Genomic DNA, 25,868 nt, shown 5'->3' with positions numbered 1-25,868 from the left:
CCGAGAGGTCGTCATTCCGATGCGTCAACCGTCCGCCATAGCGCGCCGTATGGCCGTGGCATCCGTCAGCCTGGTCGTGGCAGCGGGCGCCGCCGCCTGCGGGCCGAAGGACAACGATGCCAACGGCTCCGGTGGCGACTCCACGCCGCACAAGGGCGGCACGCTCACGGTCCTGAACTCCCAGCCCCAGTCGGACTTCGACCCCGCCCGCCTCTACACCTCCGGCGGCGGAAACGTGCCCTCCCTGATCTTCCGTACGCTCACCACCCGCAACCGCGCGAACGGCGCCGCCGGCGCCAAGGTCGTCCCCGACCTGGCGACCGACACCGGCCGCCCGAGCGAGAACGCGACCGTGTGGACGTACACCTTGAAGAAGGGCCTCAAGTACGAGGACGGGACCGCGATCACGTCCGCCGACATCAAGTACGGCATCGAGCGCTCCTTCGCCCCCGAACTCTCCGGCGGCGCGCCCTACCTGCGGGACTGGCTGGTGGGCGCGGCCGACTACCAGGGGCCGTACAAGGACAAGAAGGGGCTCTCGGCGATCGAGACGCCGGACAGCCGCACGATCGTCTTCCATCTGAACAAGCCCGAGGGCGAGTTCCCGTACCTGGCCACGCAGACGCAGTTCACGCCTGTCCCGAAGGCCAAGGACACGGGCACCAAGTACGAGGAGCACCCGATCTCGTCCGGCCCCTACAAGGTCGTGAAGAACGAGAACGACGGTGAGCACCTGGTGCTGGAGCGCAACACGTACTGGTCCTCGGCCGTCGACGACCAGCGCAAGGCCTACCCGGACACCGTCGACGTACGTTCCGGGCTCGACTCCTCCGTGATCAACCAGCGGCTGTCGGCGTCCCAGGGCGCGGACGCTGCCGCCGTGACGACGGACACCAACCTGGGTCCGGCCGAACTCGCCGAGGTGACCGGCGACAAGGACCTGGCCGCGCGGGTCGGCACCGGCCACTTCGGCTACACGAACTACATCGCGTTCAACCCGACGGTCAAGCCGTTCGACAACGCCAAGGTGCGACAGGCGATCTCGTACGCCATCGACCGGTCGTCCGTGATCAACGCGGCAGGCGGCAGCGCGCTCGCCGAGGCCGCGACCACCTTCCTGCCGAACCAGAAGTCCTTCGGCTACACGCCGTACGACCTGTTCCCCTCGGGCGAGACCGGCAACGCGGCCAAGGCAAAGGAGCTGCTGAAGGAGGCCGGTTACCCGAACGGGCTCACCGTGACCCTGACCCACTCCAACAGCAAGGACTTCGAGACCAGCCCGGAGATCGCGACCGCTGTCCAGGACGCGCTCAAGAAGGCCGGCATCACGGTCAAGCTGCAGGGCCTGGAGGAGAACGACTACAAGGACAAGATCCACAGTGTCAGGACGGAGCCGGGCTTCTTCCTCGCCCACTGGGGTGCCGACTGGCCGTCCGGCGGTCCCTTCCTCGCTCCGATCTTCGACGGCCGGCAGATCGTCAAGGATGGAGCGAACTTCAACACGGGTCTGCTCAACGATGCTTCGGTCAATGCCGAGATTGACGCGATCAACAAGTTGACCGATCTTGACGCGGCCGCCAAGCGGTGGGGCGCACTGGACAAGAAGATCGCCGGGCAGGCGCTGACCGTGCCGCTGTTCCACCCCGTCTACAAGCGGTTGGTCGGCAAGGACATCAGGAACGTCGTGATCAGCGACTGGACCGGTGTCCTGGACATCTCCCAGGTCGCGGTGAAGTAGCGCCGTGAGCGAGGCACTTGTCGCCGCCCAGGTCCCCGAGGCGCTCGCCTCGGGGACCTCGGGGGCCCGTCAGTTCTGGCGGCGGCTGCGCACCCGGCGCGCCGCCCTCGTCGCGGCGGCCGTCGTCGCGCTGCTCGTCCTGGTCGCGCTCGCGGCGCCCCTGCTCACCGCGATCGAGGGCCAGGACCCGACCACCTACCACCCGTCCCTGGTCGACTCCGCGCGCGGAGGCGTGCCGGTCGGCTCCTTCGGAGGCATCGGCGCAGGCCACTGGCTGGGCGTGGAGCCGCAGACCGGGCGGGATCTCTTCGCCCGTCTGGTGTACGGCGCCCAAATCTCCCTGGGTGTCGCGCTGGCGGCGACCGTGATCCAGGTCCTTCTCGGGCTCCTCGTCGGGGTGGCTGCCGCGCTCGGCAGTGGATGGGTTGATCAACTGTTGAGCCGGTTCACCGACATCTTCGTCGCGATGCCCCTGATGGTCATGTCACTGGCGCTGCTCGCGATCGTCCCGCAGAGTTTCCCGCGGCCCGTCCTGGTCACCCTCGTCATCGGGTTCATCGCCTGGGGCAACATCGCGAAGATCGTGCGCGCCCAGACGCTCACGCTGAAGGGGCTCGACTACGTCGCCGCCGCGCGGCTCAGCGGCTGGGGCACCTGGCGCGTGGCCCGCCGTGAGCTCCTGCCGGGGCTGGCCGCGCCGGTCATCACGTACGCGTCCATCCTGATCCCGGTCAACATCAGTACCGAGGCGGCCCTGTCGTTCCTCGGCGTCGGCGTGAAGCCGCCGACGCCGTCCTGGGGGCAGATGCTCAGCGCCGCCGACGTCTGGTACCAGGCGGCCCCGCAGTACCTGCTGCTCCCGGCCGGCGCGCTCTTCGTGACCGTCCTCGCGCTGACCGTCCTCGGCGACGGCGTCCGCATCGCCCTCGACCCGCGCGCCGCGTCCCGGCTGAGCATCGGCACGGGACGCAAGCGGGAGGCCAGGGCCACCGCGTCCGCCGGAGCCGTGACGCCCGGGCCCGCCGTGTCCGCCGGGTCACCCGGGGCCGTGACGTCCGCCGGGTCCGTCGGCTCCGGCACGTCCGCCGCGTCCGTCGAGGAGGGGTCCGCATGAGCGGCTTCGGTGGGTTCCTGGTCCGCCGCGCCATCGGCATCGTCGTGACCCTGCTGGCCATCTCGGTCATCGTCTACGTCGTCTTCTACGCCACCCCCGGCAACGTCGCCCAGATCACCTGCGGCCCGCGCTGCTCCCCGGAGCAGGTGCACCAGGTGGCCCAGCAACTGCGGCTCGACGACCCCCTGTACGTGCGCTACTGGCACTTCCTGGAGGGCCTGCTCGTCGGCCAGGACTACTCGACCGGCACCTCCTTGGAGCACTGCTCGGCGCCCTGCCTCGGGCTCTCCTACCAGACCGACCAGCAGGTACTGAGCATCATCCTCACCAAGCTCCCGGTCAGCCTCTCCCTCGTCCTCGGCGCGATGGTGCTCTGGCTCGTCCTGGGCGTCGGCACCGGCGTGCTCTCCGCGTGGCGGCGCGGCCGGTTCACCGAACGCGTCCTGACAGCCCTCACGCTGGCCGGCTGGGCCACCCCGGTCTTCGTCATCGGCCTAGTGCTGATGATCGTCGTCTGCGGCGAACTGCAACTGCTGCCCTTCCCGCAGTACGTCAACTTCACCGACGATCCCGAACAATGGGCGTGGAACCTGCTGCTGCCGTGGCTGTCCCTCGCCCTCGTCGAGGCCGCCTCCTTCGCCCGGCTGACCCGGTCGTCGATGCTGGAGACGCTGGCCGAGGACCACATCCGCACCTTCCGCGCGTACGGCGTCGGGGAGCGGGCGATCGTCGGCCGGCACGCCCTGCGTGGGGCGTTCGCGCCGGTCATCGCGCTGAACGCCAACAACGTCGGCTCGGCCGTCGGCGGCGCGGTGCTCACCGAGACGCTGTTCGGACTGCCCGGCATCGGCCAGGAACTCGTCCACGCCGTCAACGTGGTCGACCTGCCCGTCGTCGTCGGAATGGTCCTGGTCATCGGCTTCTTCGTGGTCATCGCCAACGCCGTCGCGGACGTGCTCTACGCGGTGGCCGACCGACGGGTGGTACTGACGTGAGTCTCGTCCAAGTCACGGATCTGACCGTCGAGTTCGGCGACCTGCGGGCCGTGGACGGGCTCTCCTTCGGCCTGGCGGCGGGCGCCGCCCTGGCGCTGGTCGGCGAGTCCGGCTCCGGCAAGTCCACCGTCGCCTCGGCCCTGCTCGGGCTGCATCGCGGCACGGGCGCACGGGTCGGCGGCACGATCGAGGTCGCCGGCACCGACGTACAGGCGGCTTCCGACGAGGAACTGCGGCGGCTGCGCGGCGCGAAGGCGGCGATGGTCTTCCAGGACCCGCTGTCGTCCCTCGACCCGTACTACGCGATCGGCGACCAGATCGCCGAGGTGTACCGCGTGCACACGCGCGTGTCGCGACGGGCCGCACGCGCGCGTGCCGTGGAGGTTCTGGACCGGGTGGGCATCCCTGACGCCCCGCGCCGATCCCGGTCCCGCCCGCACGAGTTCAGCGGGGGCATGCGGCAGCGCGCGCTGATCGCCATGGCGCTCGCCTGCGAGCCCGACCTGCTGATCGCCGACGAGCCCACCACCGCCCTCGACGTGACCGTCCAGGCCCAGATCCTGGACCTGCTGCACACCCTGCGCGCGGAGACCGGCATGGGGCTGCTGCTCGTCACCCACGACGTGGGCGTCGCCGCCGAGAGCGTCGACCGGGTGCTCGTCATGCGGCACGGGCGCGTGGTCGAGCAGGGCCCGGTCGCCGGCGTGCTCGGGGCGCCCGCGCAGCCGTACACGCGCGAACTGCTCTTGGCCGTCCCGCGCGTGGACGCGGTGCGCGCGCCCTCACAGGCGTCGGAGGAGGTCGTGCTGGAGGCGTCAGGGCTGCGGCGCGAATTCGGCCGCGGCAGGAGGGCGTTCGCGGCCGTGGACGATGTCTCGCTGACCGTCCGTCGGGGCGAGACCCTCGGCATCGTCGGCGAGAGCGGCAGCGGCAAGACGACGCTCGGCCGGATGCTGGTCGGGCTGCTGGAGCCGACGGCGGGGGAGGTCCGTTACGAGGGGCACGCGCGCGTGGGCGTGCGGCCGGCCGTCCAGATGGTGTTCCAGGATCCGGTGTCGTCCCTCAACCCCCGGCGCACTGTGGGGGAATCGATAGCCGATCCGCTCCGCGCGCGTGGAGAGCGTGACGGGAGGCGCATCCGGGGGCGCGTGATCGAACTGCTGGAGCGCGTGGGGCTCGAAGGGGCGCACTACGAGCGCTACCCGCACGAGTTCAGCGGTGGTCAGCGCCAGCGCGTGGGCATCGCGCGGGCGCTCGCGGCCGACCCGCGCGTGATCGTCTGCGACGAGCCGGTCTCCGCGCTGGACGTCACCACCCAGGCCCAGGTGGTCGCCCTGCTCGGCGAACTCCAGCGCGAACTCGGCCTCGCGCTCGTCTTCGTCGCCCACGACCTCGCCGTGGTCCGCCAGGTCAGTGACCGGGTCGCGGTGATGCGCCGCGGCCGGATCGTCGAGACCGGGCCCGCCGACGAGGTCTACGACAACCCACAGGACCCGTATACCCGGCAACTTCTGGCCGCCGTACCCGCCCTCGACCCGGAAGCCGCGGCCCGGCGACGGGCGGCCCGGCGGGAACTGGCGTCGGCGTGACGTTTCTCCTGGTCCTGGGGATGTCCTGATGTGACGTTTCGCTGTCAACTGATCTCATAGCGCGACCGAACGCGACCCGCACGGGAAAGTTACGACCGTTCACCCCTTTTGGTGGCGCGATGGACAACCGTCCGTCGCGCCGCCGCCTTGTCCGCATACGTTCGTCCCGCTGCGAGCCACCGAGGCAACGGTGGCTCCCATACGGGAGATCGATCGGGGGTGCACACGTGCGCATCGGACTGCTTACGGAGGGTGGCTATCCGTATGTGAGCGGTGACGCCAGACTCTGGTGCGACCGGCTCGTGCGCGGGCTCGGGCAGCACGAGTTCGACCTCTACGCGCTCAGCCGCAGCAGGCGCCAGGAGGACGAGGGCTGGCTGCCTCTGCCGCCACACGTCAGCCGGGTACGGACCGCACCCCTGTGGACCGCCGAGGAGGACGGGGTCGGGTACGGCCGGCGCGCACGCCGGCGCTTCGCCGAGTGCTACGGGGAACTGGCGGGGGTCCTGTGCGCCGGTCCGGGCATCGCCGGCTCCGCCGGACCGGGCGGCCTGGACGGCTCAGGCGGTCCGGACGGCTCCGCTGCCGACCCCGGCCATCTGGCGGACCGTTTCGGCGGCGCGCTCTACGGACTCGCCGAACTCGCCCGTGACGAGGGCGGACTGGTCGGCGCACTCCGCTCCGACGCCGCCGTGCGCACACTGGAGCGCGCCTGCCGCGCACCCGGCGCGCTCGGTACGGCGCGCGACGCGCGCGTGCCGGACCTACTCGCCGTCGCCGCGCACCTCGAACGCACCCTGCGCCCCCTCTCACTCGACTGGTACGGCGACGACGGCCTCGGCGCAGCCGACCTCTGCCATGCCACCGCCGGCGGCCCGGCCGCCCTGCCGGGCCTGCTCGCCCGCCACTTCTCCGACGTGCCGCTGCTGGTCACCGAGTACGGCGTGCAACTGCGCTCGCACTATCTCGCCGCCGGCCCCGACGCGGCCACCCCGGCCGTGCGCGCCCTGCTCGCAGCCTTCCACGGCCGGCTCGCCGCCGAGGTCTACGCCCGCGCCGCGATCATCACCCCCGGCAACGCGCACGCCCGCCGCTGGCAGGAGCGCTGCGGCGCCGACCGCGCCCGCATCCGCACCGTCCACCCGGGCATGGAGGCCTCCCGCTTCGCCGAGGTCGGCGAGGCACCGGACCGGGCCGACCCGGACACGCTCGTGTGGGTCGGCCGCATTGAGCCGTCCAAGGATCTGGTGTCGCTGCTGCACGCCTTCGCGGAGGTCCGCAAGGAGGAGCCCAAGGCGCGGCTACGGGTCGTGGGCGCACCGGCGGGACCAGAGGGCGAGGCCTACCTGGGCCACTGCAAGGCACTCGCCGCCCAGCTCTTCCCGGACGAGGCCGAGGGGGTGCACGCCGTCGGCGACAACCCGGTCGCCTTCGAGGAGATCGGCGGCCCGGAGGCACTGACCCTCGCCGACGCCTACGCCTCCGGGGCCGTCGTCGTCCTCTCCAGCGTCGTCGAGGGTTTCCCGGTCGGCCTTGTCGAAGCGATGTTCTGCGGCCGCGCGACCGTCTCCACCGACGTCGGCGCCGTGGTGGAGGTCATCGGCGGCACCGGTCTCGTCGTACCCCCGCGCAATCCGCGGGCGCTCGCGGAGGCGTGCGTGGCGCTGCTGCGCGACCCCGAGCGCCGTGAGCGCCTCGGAGCTGCTGCGCGCGCCCGGGCGCTCGAACTGTTCACCGTCGAGCAGAACATCGCGGCATTTCACGGCATTTACCTGGAGATCGTCTCGCACTGCCCGGTGCGCCGGGTCGTTCTCGACGAGGCCGGCGAGCCCTTGCCGTTCGCCGCTCCGGCCGAGGCCCATGTCCCCGGCCGCTGGACCGGCCCCACGGCGCGCGTCGTGAACCGGGGCGGCCCCGGCTGGGCCCTGGGCGCCCCACTGCGGCCGACCCCGGTACGGGCCATCCCGCTCGCGGCCACGGAGGGCGTCCTGTGAACGGCGACGAGGACGGCACCGTGAACGGCGGTCTGGGCGAGCTGGACCGGCCCGGGCGCCCCGGCGGCGCCGACGCCTGGGACGCGCGGTCGGAGGAATGGCTCCCGGGCGTGGCCGAGGGCGGCTCGGAGGACGCACTGTCCGGGAGCGGGTCGCCGAGGCCGGTTGCGATGTCCGGCGGGGGCTTCTCGGGCGGCATGGCGACCGCCAAGGACACCGCGGGCAGCCGCAGACCCACCCAACGACGTGGCGGTGCCGACCCCGTGAAAGCGCTGATGCACCGCCACCGCGCGCTCTGCGAGCGTGCCGTCGACCCGCTGGACATCGCGGCCGGCCTGGAAGCACACGGCGTCACCGACCGGACCGCCGCCCGCTTCCGGCACCGTGACGTCTTCTCACTCGCCGAGGAGCTCTACGCGCGCGTGCCCCGCGACGGCGACCGGCGCCCGCGCCCGGAACCGGCGCCCGCGCCCCGCGTGCGCGCCGACTGGGCACTGCTCACGCTGCTGCCGGGCGCGGTCGGCGTGGGGGTGGTGACCGGCGTACGGCTCACCGAGGGCCGCCCGCGTCTCCTGGTGGCGGCCGCCGGCATGCTGGCTCTCGCCCTGGCCGCAGGTCTGACCCTGCGCCGCGGCCCCCTGGCGGTGCCTGCGGGCACCCTCGCCCGGCACACCGTGACCGGCACGCGCGTGTGGACCTGCTGGCTCCTCGCCTACGCCCTCCTCGGCAACGGCCTCCTGCGTGCCGTCCTGGACGGCGGCCCCGACGCCCTCCCGACCGGCGCCGCGCACGGCCCCTGGCCGGTGACCACCGCGCCCGTCCTCGCCGTCGCCCTGTCCTGCGCCCCGGCGGCCTGGAGCGCCCACCTCTTCACGGCGGGTGCCCGCCGCAGGCTCACGGGCAGCCGTGGCCTGGAGGAGTTCACCGGGGCCGTACAGCCGCTGCTGCTCGGCACGTTCGCCCTCTACCTGGGTGTCCTCACCGTCCTGCTCGCCCTGTGCGGCGCGGGCCTGGGCGAACCCGCCGGCTACCCGGAGGCCCTCACCCTCGGCGCCCTCCTCCTGCCCGCCCGCCTCCTCACCGTCCACAACGTCCCGCAGGGCCCCGCCCTCGCCCTCGCCGCCGCCACCGAGGCGGCCGCCGTGGGCCTGGTCCTGGTCGGCCGGCTGCCCGGCTGCGCCTTCCTGGCGGCCCCCGTCGAGGCCCTGGCCGACGCGTGGGGCGCGGGCGGCGTCCCCGCTCTCGTCTGCGGCGCCGCCGCCCTGGCGCTGCTGTTCCAGGCGACCCGCACCCTCACCCGGGCCTCGGCCCACGCGCCGACCGGAGACCCGGAGTGAGCAGAGCCGCCGTTCTCTTCGTCTGCCTCGCCGTGCCGTCCCGGCGGCAGGCATCCGGCACCCCGCCGAAGGCAACCGCATCACCCCTTGAAGGAGACCACCAGATGACCACCTCCCGACCCGGACCCGGAGCGTCCGGAACCACCGGAGTCGCCGGAGCGCACACCCCGGGAGCCAAGCGATGAGGGTTCTGCTGATCGGAGCCAACGGATACCTCGGCCGCTTCGTCGCCGACCGGCTGCTCGCCGACCCGGCCGTCCAGCTGACCGCGCTCGGCCGCGGTGACGACGCCGACGTCCGCTTCGACCTCGCCACCGGCAGCCCCGGCGCGCTCACCCGCTTCCTCGACGCGGTCCACCCGGGCGTCATCGTGAACTGCGCCGGCGCCACCCGAGGCGGTGCCCGGGAACTCACCCGGCACAACACCGTCGCCGTCGCCACCGTCTGCGAGGCCCTGCGTCGCAGCGGCTGCGGCGCCCGCCTGGTGCAGATCGGCTGCAGCTCCGAGTACGGCCCGAGTCAGCCCGGCTCCTCCACGGCCGAGGACGCCGTACCGCGCCCCGGCGGCCCGTACGGCGTCAGCAAGCTCGCCGCCACCGAACTGGTCCTCGGGTCGGGCCTGGACGCGGTCGTCCTGCGCGTCTTCTCGCCCGCCGGGCCCGGCACCCCGGCCGGTTCCCCGCTCGGCCGCCTCGCCGAAGCCATGCGCCGCGCCATGCAGTCCGGCGACGGCGAACTCAAACTCGGCGGCCTCGGCGCCCAACGCGACTTCATCGACGTACGCGATGTCGCCCGCGCCGTCCACGCGGCCTCGCTCTCCGCCGCCCAGGGCGTCATCAACATCGGCTCCGGCCGCGCCATCCGTCTGCGCGACGCCGCCGGGGTCCTCGCCCGGGTCGCCGGATACGGCGGCGCCCTGCACGAACTCGACGGCCCGCCCGGCCCACTGCGCGGCCCCATCGGCCACCCCCGCCTGGACCCCGACCACGCGGCCACGGTCGCGTACCCGTACCCGGACGGCTGCGGCAGTTGGCAGCAGGCCGACGTGCGCTGCGCCCGCGACCGCCTCGGCTGGCGACCCCGTATCAACCTCGAAGAGTCCCTCGCGGACATCTGGATGGAGGCGGCATGCCGCATCTGACCAGCACCAGGGCGGGCGCCGCGACCACCGGCGTCCGCACCGCCTTCGGCATCCCCGGCTACGCCCACCCCCTCCTCGCCCCGGCGCAGTGGGCCGAACTCACCCGCCCGGGCACCCCTCTGCACTGGGTCGTCCTCAATGTGGCGAACGGCCCCGGCAGCCGCCCCGACCCGCACTGCCTGGAGTCGGCCGGCCGGCTCCGCAACGCGGGCGTCCGTGTCCTCGGCCACCTGGACACCACCTACGGCGCCCGCCCTCAGGGCGACCTGATCTCCGATGCCCACCGCTACTACGACTGGTATCGCGTCGACGGCTTCGTGCTGAACCGCTGTCCCAGCGAGCGCAGCGCGCTCCCCGGGATCCGCCGCGCCGTCGCCGCGCTCCGCACCATCGGCGACGACCTCCATATCGTCCTCGGCCACGGCACCCACCCCCACCCGGGCTACGCCGAGAACGCCGACCAACTGGTGACCTTCGCCGGCCCATGGAGCGACTACCGCTGGTCCCACGTCGCCGAGTGGACCGCGGACTACCCGCCGGACCGCTTCTGCCACTTCGTGCACAGCGTGCCCCGCGGCCACCTCGACGAGGCACTGCGCATAGCCCGCTGGCAGGGCGCCGCCACCATCTACTTCACCGACCGCACAGATCACGGCGGCCGCGTGGACCCCTGGGAGAACATGCCCGGCTACTGGGACGAGATCGTCTCGCGGGTCGGGACAGGTGTCTCGGAATGATGATGGCCGTGGCAGTGTTACAGGGAGAACAACTGTAGTGATTGACCGATCAACGGAGTCCCCGTGTCGCTGCCACCCCTGGTCGAGCCAGCCTCTGAGCTCACCGTAGACGAGGTCCGCAGGTACTCCCGCCACCTGATCATCCCCGACGTCGGGATGGACGGGCAGAAGCGGCTGAAGAACGCCAAGGTGCTCTGTGTGGGCGCCGGCGGCCTGGGTTCGCCGGCGCTGATGTACCTCGCCGCGGCCGGTGTCGGCACCCTCGGCATCGTGGAGTTCGACGAGGTCGACGAGTCGAACCTGCAGCGCCAGATCATCCACAGCCAGGCCGACATCGGCCGCTCCAAGGCCGAGTCCGCCCGTGACACCGTCAAGGGCATCAACCCGTACGTGAACGTGATCCTTCACGAAGAGCGGCTCGAGGCCGAGAACGTGATGGACATCTTCAGCCAGTACGACCTGATCGTCGACGGCACGGACAACTTCGCCACCCGCTACCTGGTGAACGACGCCTGCGTGCTGCTCAACAAGCCGTACGTCTGGGGCTCGATCTACCGCTTCGACGGCCAGGCCTCGGTCTTCTGGTCCGAGTACGGCCCCTGCTACCGCTGCCTCTACCCGGAGCCCCCGCCGCCGGGCATGGTCCCCTCCTGCGCCGAGGGCGGCGTGCTGGGCGTGCTGTGCGCGTCCATCGGCTCCATCCAGGTCACCGAGGCCATCAAGGTCCTCACCGGTACCGGTGAGCCGCTCGTCGGCCGCCTGATGATCTACGACGCCCTGGAGATGCAGTACCGCCAGGTCAAGGTCCGCAAGGACCCGAACTGCGCGGTCTGCGGCGAGAACCCGACCGTCACCGAGCTCATCGACTACGAGGCCTTCTGTGGTGTCGTCTCCGAGGAGGCCCAGCAGGCGGCCGCCGGCTCGACGATCACTCCCAAGCAGCTCAAGGAGTGGATCGACGACGGCGAGAACATCGAGATCATCGACGTCCGTGAGCCGAACGAGTACGAGATCGTCTCCATCCCGGGCGCCAAGCTGATCCCGAAGAACGAGTTCCTTCTCGGTACCGCCCTGGAGGGCCTGCCCCAGGACAAGAAGATCGTCCTGCACTGCAAGACGGGTGTCCGCAGTGCGGAAGTCCTCGCGGTCCTGAAGTCCGCGGGCTTCGCGGACGCCGTCCACGTCGGCGGCGGCGTGATCGGCTGGGTCAACCAGATCGAGCCGGAGAAGCCGGTCTACTGAGGACGGTCTCCGCGGTGGGCGGGGGCTTCGGGTGCGGCAGGCGCCCGGAGCCCCCGCCTCCGTCATGAGCAGACCTTGCCGTCCTTCGGGACCGAGCCGTTCAGCAGATAGGCGTTCACCGTCGAGTCCACGCAGTCGCTCCCGCTGCCGTAGGCGCCGTGACCCTCGCCCTTCCAGGTCAGCTCGATGCCGACACCCTTGCCCAGCTCGTTCGCCATCCTCCGGGCGCCCTCGTACGGGGTCGCCGGGTCGCCGGTGTTGCCGACCAGCAGGATCGGGGCCGCGCCCGGGGCGCTCACCTCGGGGGTGTCGTATTCCCCGGCCACCGGCCAGTCGTGGCACCAGCCGGCCGTGTCCCAGCCCAGGAAGTCGCCGAAGACGGGCGAGATCTTCTCGAACTCGGGCAGCAGTTCCTTCGTCCGGGCGAGCGTGGGCCGCTGCTTGTCGTCCAGGCACGATATGACCCGCTGGGAGTGGGTGGTCGTGCCGTAGTGCCCCGAGGAGTCACGTTCGTTGTACTGGTCCGCGAGCGACAGCAGCTCCGAGCCGTCGCCGTCCTCGGCCGCCTGGAGCGCGCTGGTCAGCGTGGGCCAGCTGTCCTTGCTGTACAGCGGCAGGACGATACCGGTGACCGCGAGGGTCTGGGTCAGCTTCCGCCCGGAGGACGTCGCGAGCGGCTTTGCGTCGAGCTTCTTCAGCAGGTCCACGATCTTCTGCGAACCCTGCTGCGGGTCCTGCCCGGTGGACTTGAGGTAGTCGTCCAGAGCCCGTTGGAAGCCCTGGGCCTGGTTCTTCGCGTGTCCGACCGAGTCCGCGGTCGGGTCGACCACCGCGTCCAGGATCAGCCGTCCCACCTTCTTCGGGAACAAGTGCGCGTACACGCCGCCCAGTTCGGTGCCGTACGAGATACCGAAATAGTGCATCTTCGAATCACCGAGAACCTGGCGCATCAGGTCCATGTCCCGGGCCGTGTCGGTCGTCGAGACATGCGCGATCAGCTCGCCGGCCGCCGTCTCGCAGCCCTTGCCGAAGGCGGCGGCGTCCTGGAAGTACGCCTGCTCCTCCGCCGTCGTGTCCGGCGTGGCGTCGATCGACTCGGCGGACTGGATGTCCTTGTCGCCGCGACACCGGATCCCCTCACTGGCGCCCACCCCGCGCGGATCCCAGCTCACCAGGTCGTACCGCTCGCGCAGCGTGGAGACGGTGGTGGCGTAGTACGGCATCATCGAGACGCCCGAGCCGCCCGGGCCGCCGAAGTTGAACAGCAGCGAACCGAGCCGCTTGCCCGAGCCCCCGCTCGCCTTCGCCCGGATCAGCGCCAGCCCTATGGTCTTCCCGTCCGGCTTCGCCCAGTCCAGCGGCACCTTGAGCGTCGCGCACCGCCACTCCCCACCGGGCGCGACGGAGTCCGAAGTGGCTTTGCAGCGGCCCCAGTCGAGCTTCTGGGAGGTGAGAGAGGAGGGCAGAGCGGCAGAGGTGGCCGAGGCGGCAGAAGAAGGTGACGGCTGTTCGGACCGTGTCTTTCCTTCGTCCCCGCCCGCGCCGGACGACCCACCGCCGCACCCGGCCACGAGCAACCCGGCGGCAACAGCGGCCGCCCACCGTGCAAAACGCAACATGCGCCCACACCCCCCTCACAGGCTCTCCGCAGGTTCGTCGCGGAAAGCGGTCAGGTCATAGTAGGCGGATCGAGCACAGGCCGTTGCAGTCTGTGGATAACCCTTTGACCTGCGGTTTCTTGACGATCTGGAGGCTGGCGCGACTCTCTTCCGCCCCCGCGCTCACGAACAGACCGTGCCGGCCCTCGGTACCTTCCCGTCCAGCAGGTAGCCGTTCACGGCGGACTGCACGCACTTGTTCTTGCTGTCGTAGGCCCCATGCCCCTGCCCCTTGTACGTCAGCTCCACCCCGACGCCATTCCCCAGCGACTCCACCATCTTCTTCGCACCCTCGTACGGTGTGGCCGGGTCACCCGTGTTGCCCACGACCAGGATCGGCGCCGACCCCGGCGCGCTGACGTCGGGATGGTCGGCGGCGCCCGGCACCGCCCAGTTCGTGCAGCTGACCATGCCCCACGCGAGGAAGTCGCCGAACAGCGGGGAGGCGGCGCGGAATTCGGGCAGTCTCTGCTGGACATAGTCGGTGGTGTACCGCGGCTTTTCGTCGGCGCAGTTGATGGCGATGTTCGCCGCGGTGATGTTGCTGTACTCGCCGTTCTGGTTGCGGCCGTTCATCGAGTCGGACAGCAGCATCAGGATCTTCCCGTCGCCGTTGTACGCCTCCTCTAGGCCCTCGGTGAGGTACTCCCAGAAGTCCTTGGAGTACAGGGACTGGGCGATGCCGTTGGTGGCGGCGGTCTGGGTGAGCTGGCGGGGGAGGATGCCGGGGATCGGCTTCTTGTCGAGGTCCGTGAGGAGCTTGGCGATGCGGTCCTTCACGTCCTGCGGGGTGTTGCCGATCGGGCAGTCGGTCTTCTTGGACGTGCAGTCCTCGGCGAAGTTGTCGAGCGCGAGCTGGAAGCCCTTGGCCTGCCCCAACGAGCTCTGCTCGGGGTTCTGGGTGGGGTCGACGACGGCGTCGAAGACGGCCCGCCCCACGTTCTTCGGGAACAAGTGGGCGTAGACGCCACCGAGTTGGGTGCCGTAGGAGATGCCGAAGTAGTGCAGCTGTCTGTCGCCGAGGACCTGGCGCATGAGGTCCATGTCGCGGGCCGCGTCGGTGGTGGGTACGTGCGGCAGGATCGTCTTGGAGTTCTTCTCGCAGGCGGCGTTGAACTGCTTGGTGCGGTTGATCAGCTGGGTGCGCTCGGCGCTGGTGTCGGGCGTTGCGTCCTGCTGGAAGTAGTTGTCGAGCTGGGAGTCGTTCTCGCACTCGACGGGGTCGCTGCGGCCGACGCCGCGCGGATCGAAGCTGACGAGGTCGTAGCGGGTGCGCAGGGCCGCGTAGTCCTCCGCGAACGCGGGGAGCGTGGTGACGCCGCTGCCGCCGGGCCCACCGAAGTTGAAGACGAGAGAGCCGATCCGTTTGCTCGCGTCGCCGCTGGCCCTGGCACGGATCAGCGCGATACCGATGGTGTCGCCCTTCGGCTTCGACCAGTCCAGGGGTGCCTTCATGGTGGCGCACTGCCAGGCGCCGCCGCCGGGCAGCGGCGAGGGGGCGCCGCCCCCGCCCTCGGCCTCGTCGGGGGCCGGGCAGTCCTTCCAGTTCAGCTTCTGTGCCGCCAGGTCCCCGTCCTTGGAGCCGTCGCCGCACCCGGTCAGCAGGGAGGACAGCACCAGGGCGGCGGTCAGGGCGGCGACACGGATCCGGAAGGGGTTCGGCATGCTCCCATCCTGGGGTCGCGCGCGGCCACGCGCGCGGGGCGCGAGCCGTACGAGGTACGACCCCGGTACGGCCGTAACGCCTCGCGCCCTCGTGCCTAGAGCGCGTCCTTGCGGGACAGGTGGTTGAAGGCCAGCCACCCGGGCAGGACCGGCAGCCACAGGGTCAGCAGCCGGTACAGCAGGACGGCGGGGGCCGCGACCTCCTTGGGGAGGCCGACGGCGATCAGGCCGACGGTCAGGGTCGCCTCCACCGCGCCGACACCGCCCGGGGTCGGCGCCGCGGAGCCGAGCGCGTTTCCGGCGAGGAAGACGACGGCGACGCTGGCGATGCTGAGGGAGGTCGACTGGTCACCGAACGCGCGGATGGAGGCGTCCAAGCACATCACGAAGCAGGCGGTCAGCAGCAGCATGCCGCCGATGCCGGTGACGAGCTTCTGCGGCCGCTGGAGCACGTCCAGCATGCGCGGCACCACACCGGCGAAAAGCGACCGCACGCGCGTGGCGACGAATTTCCGCAGGAACGGCACCGAGGTCACCACGAGGACGAGTACGGCGACGGTCAGCAGGCCCGCGATGACGGTGCGGGACGGCGACAGCGACGGGGTTTTCTCGGTGCCGGTCAGATAGCCGAAGGACAGCAGCATCAGGATGTGACAGCCGAGCCCGAACAGCTGCGAGGCGCCGACGCTCGCGACCGCGAGCCCGGGGCGCACGCCCGCGCGCTGCAGGAACCGTGTGTTGAGGGCGACACCGCCGACCGCCGCGGGCGCCACGATCTTCACGAACGACCCGGCGACCTGCGCCGCCACGGTCCGCACGAACGGCACCCGCTCGGGCACGAACCCGAGCAGTGCCATCGCGGCGGCGACGTAACTGACCGCCGAGAACAGCACCGCGGCGATCACCCAGCCCCACTGGGCGTTCGCGACCAAGGGGCCGAACTCGATGTGGGTGAGCTGGGTCAGCAGGTAGTACGCGCCGATCGCGCCGGCGATGAGGCTGATCAGGGTGCGCGGTCGCACCCGCTCCAGGCGGGCCGGTTCGACGGGCGCCTGCGGCCTGATCTTCAGCACCTGGTGCCGGATCTGGGTGAGCAGATCCTCCTCACGGGCCTCTTCCAGCGCGTCGTCCAGGGCCCGCTTCTCGGCCCGCTGCTCGGCGCGCACCGTCTTCTTGTCAGGCTTCTCGGCCTCCTCCGCGCGGGCCTGCTTGGCCTGCCGGGACGCCTCCAGGACCGCGTCGCGTTCGCGTTGGGCGCGCTCTCTGGCCAGTCTTCGCAGCGTCGCGCGCGTGGAGCGGGTGAGCGCGATCGGCTGGAGCATCGGCAGACAGTCGGCGACGGCGTCGGGACCGAGGACGCCGACCGCCGAGGCCACCGCCCGCTCGGCGCCGACCCGCAGACCCAGCGTGGTGACCAGCTGGGCGACGTCCATGCGCAGCAGCAGCTCGCCGGCGGCGATCTCGCCGCCGCGCAGGTCCGTGAGGATCACCTTGCCGGAACGATCCACCAGGATGGCGTCACCCGCGAGCCTGCGGTGCGCGATCCGGCGCGACTGCAACGCCTGTACCTGGTGCCAGGTGTTGCGCAGCAGTTCGTCGGTGATCTCCTCGTAGGCCAGCGAGTCGAGCGTGCGGCCGCCGGTGTGCTCGTAGATGAGCATCACGGCGTCGGGGCCCAGCTCGGAGGTGGCGATCAGCTTGGGCGCGTTGGCACCGGCCGCGATCGCCGCGTACGCCAGCAGCGCCTCCTGCTCCAGGGCCTGGCGCAGCGACTGCAGGCTGGAGCGGGTGGCGAAGCCGCGCAGCGTCAGGTTGCGCCAGGCGCGGTAGAAGAAGCCCTGGGCCTGCTGTTCCCGGTCGACGACCGTGACGTCCAGCGGCGGCCCGTCCTCCAGGGTGACGAAGTAGCGCCGGCCCCGGTCGCCGTTCTCGGTGTCCAGGGCCTCCTCGCGGGCCGCGCCGACCGGGTGGAAGCCGACGTGCCGCAGGCCGGCCAGCAGGGTTCGGCCGGTGGGGCGGACGTTGGGGGAGCCGACCGCGTAGAGCGTGCCGTAGGCGACGGTCCAGCCGATCAGTACCGTGAGGATGATCGAGAACGGTGTCGTGTAGCCGGTGACGAGCATGGAGAACGCGTCGAGCAGCAGCACGATCCACAGGACCGCGCGCCATCTCGGCCGCCGGGACATGCCGACGGCCGTCATGTAGGCGATGACGGGCGCGAGATAGCCGTGTACCGGGTCGGTGAGGGCGTGGATGTCGCCGGGGGAGGGCTGGGTGAGCGCCTCCTGGATGGAGTCCGGGGCGGCGCGGGCGACCCACAGGTCGGTGGCGAGGGTCACACCGTGCGCGAGGACGGCCGCGAGCACGCCGTCGGCGATGCGCAGCCCGTCCCGCTTGATCAGCCGCTCGATCGCGAACGCGACCGGCACCAGCAGGATCGCGATGCTGGAGGCCAGTCCCGCGATCCTGATCAGCAGGTCGGGGGCCTGTCCGGTGCCCTTGTTGATGTCCTGTTCGAGTCCGGAGGTGGTGCCGTGCGCGAACGCGGCGATGCCGAGCAGGAGGACGATGGCGAGCACGCCGGCCAGGAGGCGCATGAGGTCGGAGGGGCGGTGCACGCGCGCGGGGAGCAGCGGTTCGTCGCCCTCCACCTCGTCCGTGTGGGTCTCGTCCGGCACGTGTTCCGCCTCAGGGGCGTCGGGGGCGGCGGCGGGGTCCGGGTGTCCGGCGTCCGGCTCCACGGCGTCCGGACGCGTGGATTCCGGACCTGCGGTGCCGGATTCCGCGGCGTCCGGGCGTGCTGCGGCGTCAGAGGTGCCCGCCGCTCCGTCGGGGTGCACGCCCTGCTGCTCGCTCGTCTCTTCTTGGTCTCGTATCACCAGTCACCGCCCGCACGATGGTGGCATGCCCCACCGACACACGAGGGCATCAGGGTGCAGATGCGGGGGCGCACAGTCTGCCCCAAGCGCCGCCCGAGGGCGAGGCGGAGGCCTGACGCGCGCCACAGGGGTTGTCGGTGGGATGCGGCAGGATGGGGCGAATGAGCGAGCAGAGCCTTCCCGAGGACACCCGAGAGGGGTACGCGGACGAGCTGCCCGAGTACGCCGAGCGGGTCCTGGAGGTCGCCGAGCGGATCCCGCCCGGGCGGGTGATGACCTACGGCGACGTCGCGGAGTGGCTGGAGGAGGGAGGGCCGCGCCAGGTGGGACGGGTGATGTCCCTCTACGGCGGCTCCGCCCCCTGGTGGCGTGTGGTGCGCGCCGACGGGGTGTTGCTGCCGGGGCACGAGCTGGGCGCCCTGGACCACTACCGCGCCGAGGGCACTCCGCTGAAGGAGGCGGGCAGGGCCGCGGAGGGTCACCTGCCGCGGCTCGACATGAAGCGGGCGCGGTGGGACGGCGGCGTGGACGCAGGGGCTCACACCTGACAGCTTCCGCCATCCGAGGCCCTCGGGGGGAGCCAGTGGCCCGTTCGAGGGACACCCGGGACGTCCGTGGCATGACGTACGTTCGTGGGGTGCGGGGCGCGCGTGCCACGAGTGCCGCCCGAGGCGGACGGGAAGAAGCGGAAGCTCTGCTTCCGTCCGGTTCGCCGGCGTAGCGTCGGCTGCGCGTGTCCCCCTCACCCCGCGGCCACCACACCGCCCGCACGCCCGCGAGCCAACCAGCACACCCACCAGGACCGGCGAACCACGTGAGCTCCTCTTCCTCCACCAGGCGCCTGTCGCACCTCCCGGTGCGACAGGGGACCCGTGGCGCTTACCGACTGGTGCGTACGCCGCCGGCCGATGCGGATCCCCCTCCTCTGGACGCCGCACAGCGCGCCGTGGTTGACCACGGGCACGGCCCGCTGCTCGTCCTCGCCGGTCCCGGCACCGGGAAGACCACCACCCTGGTGGAGTCGGTGGCCGCGCGGATCGCCCGTGGCGGCGACCCCGAGCGGATCCTGGTGCTGACGTTCAGCCGCAAGGCCGCCGTCGAACTGCGCGACCGCATGGCCCTGCGCGTCGGCGCGGCCCGTGCGCCCCGGGCGACCACCTTTCACTCGTACTGCTACGCCCTGGTCCGCGCCCACCAGGACAGCGGCCTGTTCGTCGACCCGTTGCGACTGCTGTCCGGTCCCGAGCAGGACGTCACCGTCCGCGAGCTGCTGGCCGGCCAGGCCGAGCTGGAGCGGCTCGGGCTCGACCCCGTGCGCTGGCCGGACGAACTGCGCGCCTGCCTGACCACCCGGGGTTTCGCCGACGAGGTCCGCGCGGTTCTCGCCCGCAGCCGCGAACTGGGCCTGGACCCCGCCGCCCTGGACGCCTTCGCGCGCCGTATCGGCCGCCCCGACTGGCGGGCCGCGGCCGCCTTCCTCGCCGAGTATCTCGACGTCCTCGACCTCCAGGGCGTCCTCGACTACGCCGAACTCGTGCACCGCGCGGTGCTGCTCGCCCAGCGCCCCGAGGTCGCCCTGGACCTGGCCGGCCGCTACGACGCCGTGTACGTCGACGAGTACCAGGACACCGACCCGGCGCAGGTGCGGCTGCTGCACGCCCTGGCAGGCGGCGGCCGCACCCTGGTCGCGTTCGGCGACCCGGACCAGTCGATCTACACGTTCCGGGGCGCCGACGTGAACGGCATCCTGGACTTCCCGTCGGCCTTCGCGCGCGGGGACGGCCGTTCCGCCCCGGTCCGGGTACTGCGTACCTCCCGCCGCTCCGGCGCCGGCCTGCTGGCCGCGACCCGCCTGCTGACCCAGCGGATGCCGCTGACCCGGCTGCCCGCCGACAAGGTGCGCGCCCACCGCGACCTGACAGCCGCGCGGGACGGCGGCAGCGTCGAGGTCTACACGTACCCGACGTCCGGCACCGAGCTGGACAACATCGCCGACATCCTCCGGCGCGCGCACCTGGAGGACGGTGTCCGCTGGAGCGACATGGCCGTCCTGGTGCGCGCCGGGTCCGGCACCATCCCGACGGTCCGCCGCGCCCTCACCGCGGCCGGTGTGCCCCTGGACATCGACGGCGACGACGTTGCGCTGCGCCACGAACCGGCGGTCGCACCCCTGCTGACGGCGCTCCGGGCGGTGGCGGAGGCGGAAGCGGCACGCCCTGGTCCGGACGAGGGCGTGGCAGCGGCCCCCCGCTGGCTCGGCACAGAGACCGCGCTCACCCTGCTCACCTCCCCTCTCGCCGGCATGGACCCGGCCGACCTGCGCCGCCTCGGCCGGGCCCTGCGCGACGAGGAGCGGGCGGCCGGCAACGCGCTGCCGCCGCCCTCGGACGACCTGCTCGCGCGGGCGCTCGCCGAACCCGAGCGCCTGGCCGTCCACGACCCCGGATACGCGCGCGGGGCGCAGCGGCTCGGCGCACTGCTCAGGAAGGCCCGGGAGCGCCTGGCGGGCGGCGGTACGGCCGAGGAGGCGCTGTGGGACCTGTGGAACGGCACACCCTGGCCCTCGCGCCTGGAGCGCACCGCCCGGCGAGGCGGCGCGGCAGGCCGCAACGCCGACCGTGACCTGGACGCCGTGTGCGCGCTGTTCGCCACCGCCGCCCGCGCGGAGGAGCGCAGCGGCGGCCGGGGCGCGCTGAACTTCCTGGCCGAGATCGAGGCCGAGGACATCGCCGCCGACACTCTCGCCGGGCGTGCGGTACGCCCCGACGCCGTCCGCCTGCTGACCGCGCACCGCTCCAAGGGTATGGAGTGGCGCCTGGTCGTCGTCGCCGGCGTCCAGGAGGGCCTGTGGCCCGACCTGCGCCGCCGCGGCTCGCTCCTGGAGGCGGACCGAATCGGCCGCGACGGACTCGCCGAACCGCTCACCCCGGGCGCACTCCTCGCCGAGGAGCGCCGTCTGTTCTACGTCGCCGTCACGCGCGCGCGAGAACGCCTCGTCGTCACCGCCGTGAAGGCCCCCGCGGACGACGGCGACCAGCCCTCCCGGTTCCTCACCGAGCTGGGCGCCGAACCCCAGGACGTCACCGGCCGGCCCCGCCGCCCGCTCTCCGTGGCCGCCCTGGTCGCCGAGCTGCGCGCGACCACGGTCGACCCGCGCGCCTCCGACGCGCTGCGGGAGGCAGCCGCCCGGCGTCTGGCCCGGCTGGCCGCGCTCTCCGACGAGGACGGCCGCCCCCTGGTGCCCTCCGCCCACCCCTACCGCTGGTGGGGCATGTTCGAGCCGACCGAGAGCAAGGTGCCGCTGCGCGACCGCGACCAGCCCGTAGTGCTCTCCGGCAGTGCTCTCGACCAGCTCGCCAACACCTGCAGCCTGCAGTGGTTCCTGGGCCGCGAGGTGAAGGCCGACGCGCCTGCCACCACCGCCCAGGGCTTCGGCAACGTCGTGCACGTCCTGGCCGACGAGGTCGCCTCCGGACGCACCCCCGCCGACCTCGCCGTCCTCATGGAGCGCCTGGAGTCGGTGTGGAACGCGCTCGCCTTCGATGCCCCCTGGAAGTCGGCCCAGGAGAAGGACAACGCGCGCGTGGCGCTCGAACGCTTCCTGAAATGGCACGTCCTGGACCGCACCGCACGCACTCCCGTGGCCAGCGAGCAGGACTTCGACGTCAGCCTCGAAGCGGGCGACTACGAGGTGCGTATCCGCGGCCAGATGGACCGTGTGGAGACGGACGGCGAGGGCCGCGCGTACGTCGTCGACTTCAAGACCGGCAAACAGGCCCCGAGCGCGGCCGAGGTGGCCCGCCATCCGCAGCTCGCCGTCTACCAGCTCGCGGTCCGCGAGGGCGCCGTGGACGAGGCCTTCGACGGCGTACGCCCCGAGCCCGGCGGTGCCGAGCTGATCCACCTCCGGCAGGGCGCCGCCCAGCGCGACGGCGGTGAGACCCTGCCCAAGGTGCAGGCCCAGGAGCCGCTGGAGGGCGAGTGGGTCGGCGACCTGCTGGCCACCGCCGCCGGCAAGGTCCTCGACGAACGCTTCACGCCGACCACCGGCCAACACTGCACGCACTGCGCCTTCCGGGCGTCGTGCAGTGCGCGGCCCGAGGGACGTCACGTGGTCGAGTGACGTACGACGCCTGTCCCACCGTTGTCAGTGGTCACCGTTAGCCTCGACGGCATGCCCGCCCGTATCACCGACCCCGAGCAGCTCAAGGAGCTCCTCGGCATCCCGTTCACCCCGGAGCAGACGGCAGCCGTGATCGCGCCGCCCGCCCCGCAGGTGATCGTGGCCGGAGCCGGGTCGGGCAAGACCACGGTGATGGCGGCCCGCGTCGTCTGGCTGGTCGGCACCGGACAGGTGGCCCCGGAGCAGGTCCTCGGTCTGACCTTCACCAACAAGGCGGCCGGCGAACTCGCCGAACGCGTCCGCAAGGCGCTCGTCAAGGCGGGCGTCACCGACCCCGACGCCCTCCCGTCGCCCGGCCACCACCCCTCAACGACAGCACTTCGCGCCGCCCCCTTCTGGTCGGACCCGGACAACCCGCCCGGTGAGCCGACCATCTCGACGTACCACGCCTTCGCGGGCCGCCTGCTGACCGACCACGGCCTGCGCATCGGCCTGGAGCCGGCCTCCCGGCTGCTCGCCGACGCCACCCGCTACCAGCTGGCCGCGCGCGTGCTGCGCGAGGCACCCGGCCCCTACCCGGCCCTCACCCGCTCCTTCGCCGACCTGGTCAGCGACCTGCTCACCCTCGACTCCGAACTCGCCGAACACCTCGTACGCCCCGAGGACCTGCGGACCTGGGACGCCGGACTGCTGAACACCCTGGCAGGCGTCAAGCTCGGCAACGCCGACCTGCGCAAGGTCCCCGAGACGGCCGCCGCCCGCCGCGAACTGGCCGAGCTCGTCCTGCGCTACCGGACCGCCAAACGCGAGCGGGACCTGCTCGACTTCGGCGACCAGATCGCGCTGTCTGCCGCGCTGGCCGACATCCCCGAGGTGGGCCGGCTGCTGCGCGACGAGTTCCGTGTCGTACTCCTCGACGAGTACCAGGACACCTCGGTGGCCCAACGGGTACTCCTGGCAGGCCTGTTCGGCGGCGGCTCCGGCCATCCCGTGACCGCCGTCGGCGACCCCTGCCAGGCCATCTACGGCTGGCGCGGCGCCTCCGTCGCCAACCTGGACGACTTCCCCGAGCACTTCGCACACGCCGACGGGAGCCCCGCCACCCGTCAGGCGCTCAGCGAGAACCGCCGTAGCGGCGGTCGCCTCCTCGACCTCGCCAACGGCCTCGCCGAGCCGCTGCGCGCCATGCACGCGGGCGTGGCGGCCCTCCGCCCGGCCCCGGGCGCGGAACTCGACGGCATGGTCCGCTGCGCCCTGCTGCGCACTCATGCCGAGGAGATGGACTGGATCGCCGACTCCGTCGCCCACCTCGTCCGCACCGGCACGGCACCCGGCGAGATCGCGGTCCTGTGCCGTACGGCGACCGACTTCGCGGAGATCCAGGGTGCCCTCGTCGCGCGTGACATCCCCGTCGAGGTGGTCGGCCTCTCCGGGCTGCTGCACCTGCCCGAGGTGGCCGATCTCGTCGCCGTCTGCGAGGTGCTCCAGGACCCCGGAGCCAACGCCTCCCTGGTCCGGCTGCTGACCGGCCCGCGCTGGCGCATCGGCCCCCGCGACCTCGCCCTCCTCGGCCGCCGCGCCCGGCTGCTGGTGTCCCACGCGCGCGTGGGCGACGCCGACGACCCGGACCGCAGGCTCGCCGAGGCCGTCGAGGGGGTCGACCCGGCCGAGGTGATATCGCTCGCGGACGCCCTGGACACGTTCCTGGAGCTGCCGATGGACACCGAGCAGCGGGACGACGGCCTGCCGTTCTCGCCGGACGCGCGCGTGCGCTTCGCCCGGCTGGCCACCGAACTGCGCGAGCTGCGCCGCTCCCTGTCCGATCCGCTGATGGACGTCCTGCACCGCGTCCTCGCCGTCACCGGCCTGGAGGTGGAACTGTCCGCGTCCCCGCACGCGCTGGCCGCCCGCCGCCGCGAGACGCTCTCCAACTTCCTGGACGTCGCCGCCTCCTTCGCGGCCGGCGACCAGGAGGCGACCCTGCTCGCCTTCCTCGGCTTCCTGCGCACCGCCGCCCAGTACGAGAAGGGCCTCGACAACGCCCTGCCAGGCGGCGAGAACACCGTCAAGGTGCTCACCGCGCACAGGTCCAAGGGCCTGGAGTGGGACGTCGTCGTCGTCCCCGGGCTGGTCAAGGGCGCCTTCCCGAGCAGCCAGGGCCGCGAGAAGTGGACCGCCCAGGCCAAGGTCCTCCCGCACGCCCTGCGCGGCGACACCGACACCCTCCCCGATGTCGAGGCCTGGGACTCGCGGGGCATGAAGGCCTTTCACGAGGCCATGAAGGACCACCAGCACACCGAGGAACTCCGCCTCGGCTACGTCACCTTCACCCGCCCCCGCTCCCTGCTCCTCGGCTCCGGCCACTGGTGGGGCCCCAGCCAGAAGAAACCGCGCGGCCCCTCCGACTTCCTCAAGGCCCTGTACGACCACTGCGCCACCGGACAGGGCGAGATCGAGGCCTGGGCCGACGAACCGGAGGAGGACGAGGAGAACCCGGCCCTGCACACCGCCAGTGCCGACCAGGTGTGGCCGCTGCCCCTCGACGAGGCCGCCCTGGCCCGTCGCCGCGCGGCCGCCGAGACCGTCCTCGCCCACCTGGACGCGCTCACGACTGGGGAGGACGGTCTCCCCGCGGCCGGCCACGACCCCGTCACCCACGAGGACCCGGAGTGGCCCCCGCCGCCCGACGACGAGGAGCCCGAGCCGTACGAGGACGACCTCCCGGACGAGGACGGCCTCCCGGACGAGGACTCCGCCGACTGGGAGGCCTGGAGCGCCCACCGCCCCACGGTCCCGCACCAGGCCACGCCCGCCGAGCGCACGCCCCCGCGCACGCCGGAGCACGAAGGCGCCCAAGACCAGGAACAGGAACGCGTCCCGGAACCTGGGCACCCGCGCGTGCCGGATACCGAGCGCACCCTCCTCACCGCAGAGGAGGCCCGCGCCGTCGCCTCCTGGGACCGCGACCTCGACGCCCTCACCGGCGAGCTGCTGCACGCCCGCCGGAGCGTCACCGACGTACCCCTGCCGGCCACTCTCTCCGCCACCCAGCTGATGCGGCTGGCCGAGGACCCGGACGGGCTCGCCCAGGAACTCGCGCGCCCCATGCCGCGCCCTCCGCAACCGGCCGCACGCCGGGGCACCCGCTTCCACGCCTGGGTCGAGGCGCGCTTCGAAGAGCTCACCCTGCCCATGCTGGAACCCGACGAGCTGCCCGGAAGCGACGCAGAGATCGCCGACGAACGCGACCTCGAAGCCCTCAAGGAGGCCTTCGAACGCACCGAGTACGCCCATCGCACGCCCTACCGCGTCGAGGCACCCTTCCAGCTCGCTCTCGCCGGCCGGGTCGTACGGGGCCGTATCGACGCCGTATACAAGAGCGGGCACGGGGACGAGTCGACGTACGAGATCGTCGACTGGAAGACCAGCCGCACCCGGTCCGCCGACCCGCTCCAGCTCGCGATCTACCGGATCGGCTGGGCCGAGCAGCAGGGCGTGCCGCCCGAATCGGTCACGGTCGCGTTCGTGCACGTCCGCACCGGTGAGGTGGAACGGCCGGACGGCCTGCCGGACCGTGCCGCCCTCGAAAGGCTGATCGTCGGACAAGCCGAGTGTGACGAACCGCCCGCCGAGGATGTCGGTGCGGGCCGATAGGC

General features: G+C 72.3%; 15 protein-coding genes. 12 read left to right on the top strand and 3 right to left on the bottom strand.

Annotated elements, in window-relative coordinates:
- The first annotated feature begins 19 nt into the window (after window positions 1-19).
- The 9 genes from ACZ7OO_RS00800 (at window position 20) to moeZ (ending at window position 11,887) form a co-directional block, all read left to right on the top strand.
- Window positions 20-1,738 (top strand): ABC transporter substrate-binding protein, encoded by a 1,719-nt coding sequence (locus tag ACZ7OO_RS00800; RefSeq protein WP_471500134.1) that lies wholly within the window; start codon window positions 20-22, stop codon window positions 1,736-1,738.
- Window positions 1,739-1,742: 4 nt separating this feature from the next.
- Complete coding sequence (locus ACZ7OO_RS00795; protein ID WP_471500132.1) at window positions 1,743-2,852, top strand: ABC transporter permease; 1,110 nt, start codon at window positions 1,743-1,745, stop codon at window positions 2,850-2,852.
- The gene (locus ACZ7OO_RS00790; RefSeq protein WP_471500130.1) at window positions 2,849-3,847 is read left to right on the top strand and encodes an ABC transporter permease; all 999 of its coding nucleotides are present in this window, start codon (window positions 2,849-2,851) and stop codon (window positions 3,845-3,847) included. The genes ACZ7OO_RS00795 and ACZ7OO_RS00790 overlap by 4 nt, the downstream gene beginning before the upstream one ends.
- A complete protein-coding gene (locus ACZ7OO_RS00785) occupies window positions 3,844-5,436 on the top strand; it encodes a dipeptide ABC transporter ATP-binding protein (RefSeq protein ID WP_471500128.1) in 1,593 nt (530 codons plus the stop codon). Before ACZ7OO_RS00790 ends, ACZ7OO_RS00785 begins: the two co-directional genes overlap by 4 nt.
- Before the next feature lie 266 nt (window positions 5,437-5,702).
- Window positions 5,703-7,430 (top strand): glycosyltransferase, encoded by a 1,728-nt coding sequence (locus ACZ7OO_RS00780; protein ID WP_471501212.1) that lies wholly within the window; start codon window positions 5,703-5,705, stop codon window positions 7,428-7,430.
- The gene (locus ACZ7OO_RS00775) at window positions 7,427-8,767 is read left to right on the top strand and encodes a hypothetical protein (protein ID WP_471500126.1); all 1,341 of its coding nucleotides are present in this window, start codon (window positions 7,427-7,429) and stop codon (window positions 8,765-8,767) included. The genes ACZ7OO_RS00780 and ACZ7OO_RS00775 overlap by 4 nt, the downstream gene beginning before the upstream one ends.
- Before the next feature lie 181 nt (window positions 8,768-8,948).
- Window positions 8,949-9,908 carry an NAD-dependent epimerase/dehydratase family protein gene (locus ACZ7OO_RS00770; RefSeq protein WP_471500124.1) on the top strand — a complete coding sequence of 320 codons (960 nt, stop codon included), beginning with the start codon at window positions 8,949-8,951 and terminating at the stop codon, window positions 9,906-9,908.
- Window positions 9,896-10,645 (top strand): spherulation-specific family 4 protein, encoded by a 750-nt coding sequence (locus ACZ7OO_RS00765; RefSeq protein ID WP_471500122.1) that lies wholly within the window; start codon window positions 9,896-9,898, stop codon window positions 10,643-10,645. Before ACZ7OO_RS00770 ends, ACZ7OO_RS00765 begins: the two co-directional genes overlap by 13 nt.
- A gap of 63 nt (window positions 10,646-10,708) precedes the next feature.
- Window positions 10,709-11,887 (top strand): adenylyltransferase/sulfurtransferase MoeZ, encoded by a 1,179-nt coding sequence (gene moeZ, locus ACZ7OO_RS00760; RefSeq protein WP_352219791.1) that lies wholly within the window; start codon window positions 10,709-10,711, stop codon window positions 11,885-11,887.
- Between the two features lie 62 nt (window positions 11,888-11,949).
- On the opposite strand, the gene ACZ7OO_RS00755 is transcribed toward moeZ, so the two are convergent.
- The 3 genes from ACZ7OO_RS00755 to ACZ7OO_RS00745 all read right to left on the bottom strand — a co-directional run bounded on the left by ACZ7OO_RS00755 (window position 11,950) and on the right by ACZ7OO_RS00745 (window position 18,089).
- Window positions 11,950-13,506 carry an alpha/beta hydrolase gene (locus tag ACZ7OO_RS00755; RefSeq protein WP_471500120.1) on the bottom strand — a complete coding sequence of 519 codons (1,557 nt, stop codon included), beginning with the start codon at window positions 13,504-13,506 and terminating at the stop codon, window positions 11,950-11,952.
- 162 nt (window positions 13,507-13,668) lie between these two features.
- Window positions 13,669-15,210: an alpha/beta hydrolase gene (locus ACZ7OO_RS00750; RefSeq protein ID WP_471500118.1), complete on the bottom strand. Its 1,542-nt coding sequence runs from the start codon at window positions 15,208-15,210 to the stop codon at window positions 13,669-13,671.
- A 95-nt stretch (window positions 15,211-15,305) separates the two neighbouring features.
- Window positions 15,306-18,089 (bottom strand): lysylphosphatidylglycerol synthase domain-containing protein, encoded by a 2,784-nt coding sequence (locus ACZ7OO_RS00745; protein ID WP_471500116.1) that lies wholly within the window; start codon window positions 18,087-18,089, stop codon window positions 15,306-15,308.
- 161 nt (window positions 18,090-18,250) lie between these two features.
- On the opposite strand from ACZ7OO_RS00745, the gene ACZ7OO_RS00740 reads away from it, so the two are divergent.
- From ACZ7OO_RS00740 to ACZ7OO_RS00730, 3 genes are all read left to right on the top strand, one after another.
- Window positions 18,251-18,637 (top strand): MGMT family protein, encoded by a 387-nt coding sequence (locus tag ACZ7OO_RS00740; RefSeq protein ID WP_471500114.1) that lies wholly within the window; start codon window positions 18,251-18,253, stop codon window positions 18,635-18,637.
- Between the two features lie 266 nt (window positions 18,638-18,903).
- The gene (locus ACZ7OO_RS00735) at window positions 18,904-22,212 is read left to right on the top strand and encodes an ATP-dependent helicase (RefSeq protein ID WP_471500112.1); all 3,309 of its coding nucleotides are present in this window, start codon (window positions 18,904-18,906) and stop codon (window positions 22,210-22,212) included.
- Window positions 22,213-22,263: 51 nt separating this feature from the next.
- The gene (locus ACZ7OO_RS00730; RefSeq protein WP_471500110.1) at window positions 22,264-25,866 is read left to right on the top strand and encodes a UvrD-helicase domain-containing protein; all 3,603 of its coding nucleotides are present in this window, start codon (window positions 22,264-22,266) and stop codon (window positions 25,864-25,866) included.
- The last annotated feature ends 2 nt before the right edge of the window (window positions 25,867-25,868 follow it).

It is taken from the genome of Streptomyces sp. NPDC111744 (assembly GCF_055634995.1).
The sequence above is the reverse complement of the archived record's forward strand: the minus strand, read 5'-3'. Positions and strand labels throughout refer to the sequence as shown.

What these genes read in the sequence shown, in the direction of transcription:
- ACZ7OO_RS00740 (WP_471500114.1), top strand. Translation starts at nt 18,251, where the DNA reads ATGAGCGAGCAGAGCCTTCCCGAGGACACCCGAGAGGGGTACGCGGAC.
- ACZ7OO_RS00800 (WP_471500134.1), top strand. Translation starts at nt 20, where the DNA reads ATGCGTCAACCGTCCGCCATAGCGCGCCGTATGGCCGTGGCATCCGTC.
- ACZ7OO_RS00765 (WP_471500122.1), top strand. Translation starts at nt 9,896, where the DNA reads ATGCCGCATCTGACCAGCACCAGGGCGGGCGCCGCGACCACCGGCGTC.
- ACZ7OO_RS00730 (WP_471500110.1), top strand. Translation starts at nt 22,264, where the DNA reads ATGCCCGCCCGTATCACCGACCCCGAGCAGCTCAAGGAGCTCCTCGGC.
- ACZ7OO_RS00755 (WP_471500120.1), bottom strand. Translation starts at nt 13,506, where the DNA reads ATGTTGCGTTTTGCACGGTGGGCGGCCGCTGTTGCCGCCGGGTTGCTC.
- ACZ7OO_RS00770 (WP_471500124.1), top strand. Translation starts at nt 8,949, where the DNA reads ATGAGGGTTCTGCTGATCGGAGCCAACGGATACCTCGGCCGCTTCGTC.
- ACZ7OO_RS00750 (WP_471500118.1), bottom strand. Translation starts at nt 15,210, where the DNA reads ATGCCGAACCCCTTCCGGATCCGTGTCGCCGCCCTGACCGCCGCCCTG.
- ACZ7OO_RS00790 (WP_471500130.1), top strand. Translation starts at nt 2,849, where the DNA reads ATGAGCGGCTTCGGTGGGTTCCTGGTCCGCCGCGCCATCGGCATCGTC.